The organism is Methylomonas paludis, from assembly GCF_018734325.1.
Lineage (GTDB): Bacteria > Pseudomonadota > Gammaproteobacteria > Methylococcales > Methylomonadaceae > Methylomonas > Methylomonas paludis.
This window is the reverse complement of the sequence record NZ_CP073754.1, coordinates 613,747-626,275: the sequence shown is the minus strand read 5'-3', so window position 1 is coordinate 626,275 and position 12,529 is coordinate 613,747. Positions and strand designations below refer to the sequence as shown.

The window sequence follows — 12,529 nt, the reverse complement described above, 5'->3', positions numbered from 1 at the left end:
ATGAGTAACGAATATAACGCCGCCGCCATTGAAGTGCTGACCGGGCTGGAACCGGTGCGCAAACGCCCCGGCATGTATACCGACACCACCCGTCCTAATCATTTGGTACAGGAAGTGGTGGACAATAGTGTGGATGAGGCTCTGGCCGGTCACGCCACCACCATTGAGGTGTTGCTGCATAAAGACGGCTCGGTGCTTGTCAAGGATAATGGCCGAGGAATGCCGGTGGATATACACCCGGAACAGGGTATGCCGGGCGTGGAAGTAATCCTGACTCAATTGCATTCCGGGGGCAAGTTCTCCAATAAAAACTATCAGTTTTCCGGTGGCTTGCATGGTGTAGGGGTATCTGTGGTCAACGCCTTGTCGGAACGCCTGGAGATTGAGGTTAAACGCGGCGGCGGGGTCTACCAAATGAGTTTCGCCGGCGGCGAAAAAACCAGCGATCTGGCGCAAACCGGCAGCGTCGGCAAAAACAATACCGGCACCAGCGTACATTTCTGGCCGGATGCCCAATATTTTGACTCCAACCGAGTATCAGTATCGCGCTTAAAGCACGTATTACGCGCCAAAGCCGTGCTCTGCCCAGGTCTGAAAATCGTTTTGCAGGTGGAAGCAACCGCAGAGCTCTATGAATGGTGTTATCAAAACGGTTTGCAAGAGTATTTGCTGAATCGGGTCGGAGATGTCGAAATATTTCCAGATCGGGGGTTTATGGCCACCATGACCACCAGCAAAGAGGCGGTAGAATGGGGCATACTCTGGACGCCAGACAGTCTGCCGGAAAGCATTACCGAAAGTTATGTCAATCTGGTGCCCACCGCTCAGGGCGGTACCCATGTCAATGGTTTACGGGCAGGTCTGACCGAGGCTATCCGCGAGTTTTGCGAGTTTCGCAATCTATTGCCGCGTGGGGTAAAAATTGCGCCGGAAGATGTCTGGGAAACTTGTCATTTTGTGCTGTCGGTTAAATTGGAAGATCCGCAGTTTTCCGGACAAACCAAGGAGCGGCTGAGTTCCCGTGAATGTGTGGCGTTTGTATCCGGAGTAGCCAAAGACAGTTTTAGCCTATGGCTGAATCAGCATCCCCAGGAAGGCGAGAAAATCGCCGATATTATTCTGACCAGCGCCCAAAAGCGGCTGAAAGCCAGCAAAAAAATCATCCGAAAACGCATCACCAGTGGCCCGGCTCTGCCCGGTAAACTGGCTGATTGCTCGGCTCAGGATATCAGCCGTACTGAGTTGTTTCTGGTGGAAGGCGATTCTGCCGGCGGTTCGGCAAAACAGGCCAGGGATCGTGAGTTTCAGGCCATCATGCCCTTACGCGGCAAGATTCTGAATACCTGGGAAGTGGATTCGGCAGAAGTAATGGCTTCGCAAGAGGTACATGATATTGCCGTGGCACTGGGTATAGAACCGGACAGCCGTGATTTGCAAAATTTACGCTACGGTAAAATCTGTATTCTGGCTGATGCCGATTCCGATGGCAATCATATCGCCACCCTGATTTGCGCCTTGTTTTACCGGCATTTTGCTGCGCTGGTTCAGGCCGGGCATGTGTTTGTGGCCATGCCGCCCTTATACCGGATCGATGTGGGTAAAAAGGTTTTCTATGCTCTGGATGAATCCGAGCGGTTAGGGGTACTGGCGCGTATCGAAGCCGAAAAACTCACCGGTAAGATCAATATTCAGCGCTTTAAAGGCTTGGGTGAAATGAATCCCTCGCAATTGCGGGAAACCACCATGAATCCTGACACCCGGCGTTTGGTACAGCTAACGGTTAGTGAAGACGACGGCACTTTTCAGCAAATGGATTTATTACTGGCCAAAAAGCGTGCCGGCGACCGGAAAAGCTGGCTGGAAGACAAGGGTAATCTGGCTGAGCTTTAAGACAGCTCAATCTGTTTGTGGCTGCGGCTTTACGTGTCATATCATGTGGAATTGTTATTCCGCCATAGAATAGCTTAAGCTTGTATAATTGTTAGTCTTTTTGTTTTGTACTTTACTTTCACTGTTATGAAATCCGTCAAGATCCTGATCTGCCTGTTATTCATCATCATAAGCAATGCGGCCATACAGTGGTATGCCAACCAGCCACAAATGGCCGGCACGGATTTGCCGCCCGGTAAATTTAAAAGTTTATCGTTTGCCCCCTTTCGGGAAGGTTATAGTCCGCTGGATAAAAAATTCCCTCTTCCGGAGCACATTGATCAGGATCTGAGCTTATTGGCTGGCAAAACTCAGAATATCCGCACTTATTCGATACTGGACGGCATGGAACGCACACCGGAATTTGCCGGCAAACATGGCATTGATGTAATTCAAGGCGGCTGGCTGGAAGGCAGTACCAAACGCAACAAAAAAGAAATCCAGACCTTGATCGAATCCGTTAATGCTCATCCCGATGTGATAAAACGGGTTATCGTCGGTAATGAGGTATTACTGCGTCATGATATGAGTGTGGAAGCCCTGATCGATTATATTCGCCAGGTAAAACAGGCAGTAAAACAGCCTGTGTCTTATGCGGATGTCTGGTCGATTTACTTGAAATATCCGCAGTTATTTAATGAAGTTGATTTTATTACCATCCACATTCTGCCTTACTGGGAAGACGAGCCGATCGGCATAGATCAAGCGACAGCACACGTTGAAAAGATAGTGCGCCTGATTGAAGCCAAAGCTCACAGCATGGGGCAAGACAAGCCTATTCTGATTGGAGAATCCGGCTGGCCATCTGCCGGACGCCAACGCGGCAAGGCTATACCCAGTGTGGTTAATGAAACCAAATTTATCCGCGGCCTGATAGAAGTGGCTAATCGTCACGGCTTTGATTACAACATAGTCGAAGCTTTTAACCAGCCCTGGAAAAGTCATAACGAAGGCGTAGTGGGTGCCAATTGGGGTTTACTCTCGGCGGATAGACAACCCATGTTCCCCTTAACCGGTCCAGTCATAGAAAACAGTCATTGGCAATGGGACTTTGGCATAGCCTCTGGTTTATTTTTAATCATTGCCGGCGTTTATTTTAAAAAGCTGCAGACTTTTGCCGTATTGCGTCTGCTGATTTTTTTGACCCTGGCACAGCTGTTTGGCACCTGTCTGGTCACGCAGGCCGATTTTATGTGGTTGACCAGTTACAGCTTCTGGCAACGGGCTTACACAGTGATGATGCTGGCTGCCAATTTTGTTCTGGCAATCGGCCTGATTCAGCGCAATTATGAATTACTGGCAGAAATACCAAATTCCATAATATTGGCAACACGCTTGAGAATAGCTTATCAAGTGTTTGCTTTGTTTGCGCTGTATAAGACTATCAGTCTGGCATTTATTGGCCGCAGCCTAAGTTTTCCTATCGAGGAATTCGCCATTCCAGTGATCGGAGTGTGCGGTCTGATTGCATGCCTGGGTTTGAAACACCAAGATCTGGACTGGCATTCCCTAAGCTTCCGAGATTTACTGGAAGGTGGGGAAATCAAACAGAAATTGCGTGACCGGCAAATTGCCCAATATTTGAGCCTGGCGGCTGTGGCCATGCTGATAGGCGAAACCTGTGCCTTCTGGTTTGGTGAAGATTTTGTTATTGCTCATCCTGACTTCATTGCCAGCCTGCCTTTAGCATTGGGTTATACCTTTACCAATCAGCAGTTATTAATCTGGATAGCCTGTGTTTTAATCCTGTCTGTGCCTTTTTGGGGACATGGCGGGCATAATGACCAGCGTTTAAGCTTAAGTTAAGGTAACTATTCAGCGCCCAATTATCACTTTAAAAACAGGTAGTTGTAGGATGCGCCTAACGCAGTGCCGCGCATCATGCGTAGCTAACTACTTGTTTAAAAAGGATTAGCCAAAATTGACCCTGAATAATTACCAAGTTAAAGTTAAGCCGCTAAAAAAACGGGACAGTTTATAAAACTGTCCCGACACCAGGGAGGAGGTGCTAAACGCAGTACAGCGCATCATTCAAAGCTAACTACTTAAGGAGAGCCGTAGCCTCGATGCAACGCAGTGGAATCGAGGGATTCGCAGCGCGTAACTTTTATCAAACAAGGGTTACGGGGATATACAATGGCCTTTACCGTTTCTGCCAAAATCAACTTTTAACACCAACATAGCCTTAAACAAAATACAGCGCATCATGCGCAGCTAACTATTTAAATCAGCAATCTTACGCCGAGCAATTACAATTCTATTAACAAAGCTGCTGAGCCCTTTCGCTCACTGCCACGGCTTCCAGAGCACTATTCACTCGCCAGCGATAACGTAACTCTGCTGATTTACTAATCAAGAAATTGCGTTCCACCAAATAATCCCCACTTTCTTCGGCAAAAACCCGCCACCCCAAATCCACATACAGATTTCTATGCTTATGATCGAGTATGTCATCTATGGTTTCGGCTCCTTTACACGGCAAAGATTTCACCGCCTGTTCTGCCCATGCATGACCATTTGCGTTACTATTAGTACTGATCAAACAGCACAAAACCCCTGCTCTTACTACTAATGATGAATATCTTTTACTTATCATGCGCCAATACCTTGGTATTTTTAGTAAGCACTCAGCGTCAAAATATCCTGATTAAAAACAGGTAGTTGTAGGATGAGCTCAACACAGCACATCATTCGAAGCTAACGACTTGTTGAGAAAAGCATCAGCAACATAACGCTAAGTAATTACTATTTTAATTATCCAGTCCGATAGGCTGTCATCATGCCGGCCTATCTGTTCAATACAACATGCCATCACATTGTATTGATACGATACTACTTTTTTAATATTGAATCAATATTAATTTTCCATTTTGGTGCGTTTTTATGTAAAGCGCACTAAATTAATGCATCAATAATCACTAACACCAGAATTTAACTTGAAAATGCTAATTGGCGGCAGGTTTTCGGTGTTGCAAGTGCTATGGGTGTTTTTGTAGCCAGTACCAGGATTGCTTATAACTACAGCGCGGCTTCGCAGGGTACATTAACCGGTCGATGGGGATATCGTCTGATAACTGCTTTGATTTTTCTTACCGGCACAAAAAAGCCCAATCCTTAGATTGGGCTTTAGCCTAACTGCCGACAAATGTCCTATTTGGAGGCAAACATCTGAACATGCAGTTAGCTAGATTTTCAAGCACTTTTTACCCTTAGCACCCAATAAAACCAAACTTGCAAGCCACAACTGAACTACTTGTGGCTCAGGGACAGGAGCGGACGCAACCAGCGAAGCAGAATTAAGTCCCCAACCTTCATCAGCAAGCCCCTGGTTTGCGCCACTATATAAAAATTGAATAGTATTATCACCGTTTTGCAGGCTGGCGCTTAAGCCACTGACATCCAGCGTACCTCCCGCCCAAGTGAGTCCAGTACCGGAAGGATTACTATTTGTCCATGACGCCGCCGATGGATTGTAATAAACCACATCCGCACCACCCCCACCTAAATTGAATGTACCGCTAAAAGTCTCAACCCCATCCACATATACAGTCAAATCGTCTTCATCATTGTTTTGACCATCCAGAGAACCAAAACCGGCTATTTCAAAATTGAAGATCCCTGTACCGCCGCCACTTGTGACATCCCAAGTGATTACGCCAGGACTGCTGATCTCAAAACTGCCGACAGCCGCCGTACCTGAGCTACCAAAATAATCTAAATAGCTAACTGTAGTAGCTGAATAAGTTGTTGCCAGGGCATTACTGATACTGATAGTGCCCAGCAATAAAGTTGTAGATACAGCGACTAATCTCTTCATATTCGTTCCTTATGCGTATATTATGGCAAATTGATTATTAGGCGTTTTGATTTGAAGTCAAGTGATTTTAGGTGCATTTATAGCAAAGCGCACCAAATCAATACAACATTAATCACTAAAACCAGTAGTTAACCTGAAGAGCTGGGAATTGGCTAGCATAAGTTGCGTTGGCCGAATTGGGCTATGGATGACTATTGGTTGACCCACATGACTTATTCGGAAGTGCCGGAGGATGTGCCGACTCTGGGGGGACATGGTTCGCGAGCGATGCGTACACGGCGTTCAGCGCCTTCTATGTCTCCTACGCCGTATTCGGCGTTGGTTTTAGATGGGGTTGGATTGAATTGGTTGGGTTGACTTTTTCTTTAGGCAAAAAAAAAGCCCAATGATTAGATTGGGCTTTTGGAGTTAGAAGCTTGGCAATGTCCTACTTTCACATGGCAAACTGCCACACTATCATCGGCGCTAAGCGGTTTCACTTCCGAGTTCGGGATGGGATCGGGTGGTTCACGCTCGCTATGGTCACCAAGCAATTTTGGTGGGCAGGCGGTTCTTTAACCTGCCGTCAGACCTTTGAGGCTTTAAGTCTTAGTCCTCCCGTATTTCTACGTTGGCTATGACTATTGCATCGCTATCGCTTTTGCAATCTTTTTTGCTTTTTTGCTTCTCAAAGGCGTCTGGAAATCTGTATTCGTCAGTTCTTTTCGTTTCTCTCGCATTTTATCAGCGCTTTGCCAACAAACACCAAACGCATTGGGTGTTATATGGTCAAGCCTCACGGGCAATTAGTATACGTTAGCTACATGCATTACTGCACTTCCACATCGTACCTATCAACGTCGTCGTCTTCAACGGCCCTTCAGGGGACTTATAGTCCCAGTGAGATCTCATCTTGGGAGGGGCTTCCCGCTTAGATGCTTTCAGCGGTTATCCTGTCCGAACGTGGCTACCCGGCAATGCCATTGGCATGACAACCGGAACACCAGAGGTTCGTCCACTCCGGTCCTCTCGTACTAGGAGCAGCTTCCCTCAAATCTCAAACGCCCACGGCAGATAGGGACCGAACTGTCTCACGACGTTCTGAACCCAGCTCGCGTACCACTTTAAATGGCGAACAGCCATACCCTTGGGACCTGCTTCAGCCCCAGGATGTGATGAGCCGACATCGAGGTGCCAAACACCGCCGTCGATATGAACTCTTGGGCGGTATCAGCCTGTTATCCCCGGCGTACCTTTTATCCGTTGAGCGATGGCCCTTCCATACAGAACCACCGGATCACTAAGACCTACTTTCGTACCTGCTCGACTTGTCCGTCTCGCAGTCAAGCACCCTTATGCCTTTGCACTCATTGCCTGATTTCCGACCAGGCTGAGGGTACCTTCGTGCTCCTCCGTTACTCTTTGGGAGGAGACCGCCCCAGTCAAACTACCCACCAGACACTGTCCCCAAGCCGGATGACGGCTCTAGGTTAGAACTCCAAACATACCAGGGTGGTATTTCAAGGTCGGCTCCACAAGAACTAGCGTTCCTGCTTCTAAGCCTCCCACCTATCCTACACAAGTAGGTTCAAAGTCCAGTGTCAAGCTATAGTAAAGGTGCACGGGGTCTTTCCGTCTAGCCGCGGGTACACTGCATCTTCACAGCGATTTCAATTTCACTGAGTCCCGGGTGGAGACAGTGTGGCCATCGTTACGCCATTCGTGCAGGTCGGAACTTACCCGACAAGGAATTTCGCTACCTTAGGACCGTTATAGTTACGGCCGCCGTTTACTGGGGCTTCGATCAAGAGCTTCTCCGAAGATAACCCCATCAATTAACCTTCCAGCACCGGGCAGGCGTCACACCCTATACGTCCACTTTCGTGTTTGCAGAGTGCTATGTTTTTGCTAAACAGTCGCAGCCACCGATTTTTTGCAACCTCCTTACGCTCCGTCCGCGAGGGACTTCACTTATCAAAGGCATACCTTCTCCCGAAGTTACGGTATCATTTTGCCTAGTTCCTTCACCCGGGTTCTCTCAAGCGCCTTAGAATTTTCATCCCACCCACCTGTGTCGGTTTGGGGTACGGCCACTGTTAACCTGAAGCTTAGAGGTTTTTCCTGGAAGCAGGGCATTCATCACTTCGCGTCTCTCTCAAGACACTCGTCATCACGTCTCAGCATTATGAATCCGGATTTGCCTAGACTCACTGCCTACTCGCTTAAACTGCCACTTCCAACCGACAGCTGATGTAGCCTTCTCCGTCACCCCATCGCAGTTAACATTGGTACAGGAATATTAACCTGTTTTCCATCGACTACGCCTTTCGGCCTCGCCTTAGGTGCCGACTAACCCTGCGTCGATTAACGTTGCGCAGGAAACCTTGGGTTTTCGGCGAGAGGGTTTTTCACCCTCTTTATCGTTACTTATGTCAGCATTCGCACTTCCGATACCTCCAGCCCACTTCTCAATGAACCTTCGCAGGCGTACGGAACGCTCCTCTACCACTCACGCCTAAGCGTAAATCCGTAGCTTCGGTACTATGCTTAGCCCCGGTGAATCTTCCGCGCAGACCGACTCGACCAGTGAGCTATTACGCTTTCTTTAAAGGGTGGCTGCTTCTAAGCCAACCTCCTGGCTGTCTGGGCCTTTCCACATCGTTTCCCACTGAGCATAGATTTGGGGACCTTAGCTGACGGTCTGGGCTGTTTCCCTTTTCACGACGGACCTTATCACCCGCCGTGTGTCTCCCGTGCTGGCACTTCTTGGTATTCGGAGTTTGCATCGGGTTGGTAAGTCGGGATGACCCCCTAGCCGAAACAGTGCTCTACCCCCAAGAGTGATACACGAGGCGCTACCTAAATAGCTTTCGAGGAGAACCAGCTATCTCCGAGCTTGATTAGCCTTTCACTCCTATCCACAGCTCATCCCCGTCTTTTTCAACAGACGTGGGTTCGGCCCTCCAGTCAGTATTACCTGACCTTCAGCCTGGCCATGGATAGATCGCCCGGTTTCGGGTCTACACCTTGCGACTAAACGCCCTATTAAGACTCGCTTTCGCTACGCCTCCCTTATTCAGTTAAGCTTGCCACAAAATGTAAGTCGCTGACCCATTATACAAAAGGTACGCAGTCACCCCACGAAGGGGCTCCCACTGCTTGTACGCATACGGTTTCAGGTTCTATTTCACTCCCCTCTCCGGGGTTCTTTTCGCCTTTCCCTCACGGTACTAGTTCACTATCGGTCAGTAAGGAGTATTTAGCCTTGGAGGATGGTCCCCCCATGTTCAATCAGAGTTTCTCGTGCTCCGACCTACTCGTTTTCACTAAGAGAAAGTTTTCGTGTACGGGGCTATCACCCTGTGCCGCCGGTCTTTCCAGGACCGTTCCACTAACTTTTTCCTAGCTTAAGGGCTAGTCCCCGTTCGCTCGCCACTACTTAGGGAATCTCGGTTGATTTCTTTTCCTCCGGGTACTTAGATGTTTCAGTTCTCCGGGTTCGCTTCCAGCCGCTATGTATTCACGGAAGGATGACGGGGTTATCCCCGCCGGGTTTCCCCATTCGGACATCTCTGGATCAGGGCTTGTTTGCAAGCTCCCCAAAGCTTTTCGCATGCTACAACGTCCTTCATCGCCTCTTACTGCCAAGGCATTCACCGTATGCGCTTATTCACTTGACCATATAACCCGAATGCGTCTGTTGTTCGGTGCTCGGTGTTGTTTGGGCTTGGGCCTCATCACTTGCGTGTGCGGCTTGCGCTTTAACTTTCTCCTCTCACTTCACTTCAGTGCTTTTGAGTTTCTAGTCTGCTGACATGTTCGCTGATTTTTGCTTGAGTGTTGTGCCCACTGTTTTCACAGTGAACAGAACCCATCACGATCTTGACTTTCGTGATGTTTACGTTTTACAGATTTCCAAATTGTTAAAGAGCGATTGGGGTTATTCTCCCAATTCCATGCGGTCTGTTCTCTATCCGGTTAAGCTGATCTCAGCCTACAGGATTCAAACGACATGGAGTTGTGAGTGTGTCCTTCATCTAAAACATCGACGCGCGGTTATGGTGGAGCCAAGGAGGATCGAACTCCTGACCTCCTGCGTGCAAGGCAGGCGCTCTCCCAGCTGAGCTATGGCCCCTTTGTGGGTATGGCTTACGGCTTGGCTTTCTTGGCCTTCGCTTTTCAGCGGCGGCTTGGCGTCGGCTTGCTATGCTGCTTGCCTCGGCCCGGTTTAGTTGGTGGGTCTGGGAGGAGTTGAACCTCCGACCTCACCCTTATCAGGGGTGCGCTCTAACCAACTGAGCTACAGACCCAGGTGCGTCGTGTTTTCTATCGAAATAATTTGTTGTGGATACGTGCCAGGATGGCTTTGACTTTGTAAGGAGGTGATCCAGCCCCAGGTTCCCCTAGGGCTACCTTGTTACGACTTCACCCCAGTCATGAATCACAAAGTGGTAAGCGCCCTCCCGAAGGTTAAACTACCTACTTCTTTTGCAACCCACTCCCATGGTGTGACGGGCGGTGTGTACAAGGCCCGGGAACGTATTCACCGCGGCATTCTGATCCGCGATTACTAGCGATTCCGACTTCATGCAGTCGAGTTGCAGACTGCAATCCGGACTAGGACCGGCTTTTTGGGATTTGCTGGCTCTCGCGAGTTTGCTGCCCTCTGTACCGGCCATTGTAGCACGTGTGTAGCCCTACCCATAAGGGCCATGATGACTTGACGTCGTCCCCACCTTCCTCCGGTTTATCACCGGCAGTCTCCCTAGAGTTCCCAGCCGAACTGTTGGCAACTAAGGATAAGGGTTGCGCTCGTTACGGGACTTAACCCAACATCTCACGACACGAGCTGACGACAGCCATGCAGCACCTGTCTCAGAGTTCCCGAAGGCACTCCGCTATCTCTAACAGATTCTCTGGATGTCAAGGGTAGGTAAGGTTCTTCGCGTTGCATCGAATTAAACCACATGCTCCACCGCTTGTGCGGGCCCCCGTCAATTCATTTGAGTTTTAGCCTTGCGGCCGTACTCCCCAGGCGGTCAACTTAATACGTTAGCTCCACCACTAAGTTCTTTAAGAACCCAACGGTTAGTTGACATCGTTTACGGCGTGGACTACCAGGGTATCTAATCCTGTTTGCTACCCACGCTTTCGTACCTCAGCGTCAGTTTGAGTCCAGAGAGCCGCCTTCGCCACTGGTGTTCCTTCAGATCTCTACGCATTTCACCGCTACACCTGAAATTCCACTCTCCTCTACTCAACTCTAGTGACCCAGTATCAAATGCAGTTCCCAGGTTAAGCCCAGGGCTTTCACATCTGACTTAAATCACCGCCTACGCACGCTTTACGCCCAGTAATTCCGATTAACGCTTGCACCCTCCGTATTACCGCGGCTGCTGGCACGGAGTTAGCCGGTGCTTCTTGTATGGGTAATGTCAGTCTACCGGGTATTCGCCGATAGGTATTCCTTCCCATTGAAAGTGCTTTACAACCCTCAGGCCTTCTTCACACACGCGGTATTGCTGGATCAGGCTTCCGCCCATTGTCCAATATTCCCCACTGCTGCCTCCCGTAGGAGTCTGGGCCGTGTCTCAGTCCCAGTGTGGCTGATCATCCTCTCAGACCAGCTATGGATCGTCGCCTTGGTAGGCCATTACCCTACCAACTAGCTAATCCAACATAGGCTCATCTCATAGCGCGAGGCCCGAAGGTCCCCCGCTTTCACCCGTAGGTCGTATGCGGTATTAGCGTGAGTTTCCCCACGTTATCCCCCACTATGAGGCAGATTCCTATGCATTACTCACCCGTCCGCCACTCGTCAGCGCCCGAAGGCCTGCTACCGTTCGACTTGCATGTGTTAAGCATACCGCCAGCGTTCAATCTGAGCCATGATCAAACTCTTCAGTTTAATTTCAACTGACACTAAATAAGATTAGTGTCCAATCTCTTGGCTCGACGACAGAGCGTCTGTACTGCTAAATTGACGTGTCTCTCTGTGTCGATCTTTCTATTAAGCAAAGCTTAAATCTCGACACATACCCACACAAATTATTTCGATTCGGTTGTTAAAGAGCTGAGGCTTTCGCCCCGTTGAGCCGACAAATTATACAGCCTTTCTTATTTCAGTCAAGCGTTTTTTTTCAGAAGTGATGTGCGATTCGGCATTAAAAACTCACTACCTCATCACCCAACGACCGAAAACCAACACCCGACTATTAAGCAACAACCTCAATTAAAACCGTTACTTAACAACACTGAAAACCTGTTCGTCTCGCCCCACCGCTGTTCGATTCCAGGAATCAATCACCGCTGAAGAGCCGCCCATTATACGGGGAATTTTGCCTTCGGCAACCCCTTTTTGACGACTTTGTGAATTTATTTTAGCCCTACTTTTAAGATCAATAACTTATCGGAAATGTTTTTTACACCTAAACCCCATCTCAACCCACGCACCAGACCGCCATAGGATAGTAGGATAAATTGAACAATATGGGATAGCGCGAATACAGGCAAAACTTTCGGATAGACTGACAGACGCGATTGATGCGCATCACGTTCGCTCAGCGTCCCACGAGTGATCAAGTTTAAGTTTGGCAAACTGCGGGGATAAACCCATCTGGCTTTGGCTGGCGGGGTGGGGGCTGAGATTTGCCCGGCAGGGAGGCCGGGCCAAAGCTTACAGGGAAGTATTTACAGCGTCCTCAGTCGCCACTTCCGTTGGTCAAAGCCGTTCGGAGGCAGGCAGCCGTGCGGGTGAACGGGGGTGTTTAGGGCTTACCTTTAAGGCGATTTGGATTTTGCGCG

At 49.1% G+C, this 12,529-nt stretch carries 5 protein-coding genes, 2 tRNA genes and 3 rRNA genes; 3 read left to right on the top strand and 7 right to left on the bottom strand.

From position 1 onward, the window contains the following. Together parE and KEF85_RS02945 are read left to right on the top strand one after the other, a co-directional pair. Entirely contained in the window at positions 1–1,890 is a 1,890-nt protein-coding gene (gene parE, locus KEF85_RS02950; RefSeq protein WP_215583241.1) for a DNA topoisomerase IV subunit B, read from the top strand. 126 nt (positions 1,891–2,016) lie between these two features. Beyond that, entirely contained in the window at positions 2,017–3,735 is a 1,719-nt protein-coding gene (locus KEF85_RS02945; protein ID WP_215583240.1) for a glycoside hydrolase family 17 protein, read from the top strand. 454 nt (positions 3,736–4,189) lie between these two features. Here KEF85_RS02945 and KEF85_RS02940 read toward each other — a convergent pair whose 3' ends face one another. Both KEF85_RS02940 and KEF85_RS02935 read right to left on the bottom strand, forming a co-directional pair. Next, positions 4,190–4,411: a hypothetical protein gene (locus tag KEF85_RS02940; protein ID WP_215583239.1), complete on the bottom strand. Its 222-nt coding sequence runs from the start codon at positions 4,409–4,411 to the stop codon at positions 4,190–4,192. 702 nt (positions 4,412–5,113) lie between these two features. Next, positions 5,114–5,746, bottom strand: coding sequence for a hypothetical protein (locus tag KEF85_RS02935; protein WP_215583238.1), 633 nt, complete (start codon positions 5,744–5,746; stop codon positions 5,114–5,116). 183 nt (positions 5,747–5,929) lie between these two features. On the opposite strand from KEF85_RS02935, the gene KEF85_RS02930 reads away from it, so the two are divergent. Next, a complete protein-coding gene (locus KEF85_RS02930) occupies positions 5,930–6,103 on the top strand; it encodes a hypothetical protein (RefSeq protein WP_215583237.1) in 174 nt (57 codons plus the stop codon). Positions 6,104–6,160: 57 nt separating this feature from the next. Here the strand turns inward: KEF85_RS02930 and rrf are convergent. From rrf to KEF85_RS02905, 5 genes are all read right to left on the bottom strand, one after another. Continuing rightward, positions 6,161–6,276: ribosomal RNA gene (rrf, locus tag KEF85_RS02925) — 5S ribosomal RNA — on the bottom strand. 234 nt (positions 6,277–6,510) lie between these two features. Further along, positions 6,511–9,405: ribosomal RNA gene (locus tag KEF85_RS02920) — 23S ribosomal RNA — on the bottom strand. A gap of 379 nt (positions 9,406–9,784) precedes the next feature. After that, positions 9,785–9,860 (bottom strand) — tRNA-Ala (locus KEF85_RS02915). A gap of 98 nt (positions 9,861–9,958) precedes the next feature. Further along, positions 9,959–10,035 (bottom strand) — tRNA-Ile (locus tag KEF85_RS02910). A gap of 65 nt (positions 10,036–10,100) precedes the next feature. Then, positions 10,101–11,633 (bottom strand): 16S ribosomal RNA (locus KEF85_RS02905). The 16S, 23S and 5S rRNA genes sit together here with 2 tRNA genes alongside, the layout of an rRNA operon. Between the last annotated feature and the right edge of the window lie 896 nt (positions 11,634–12,529).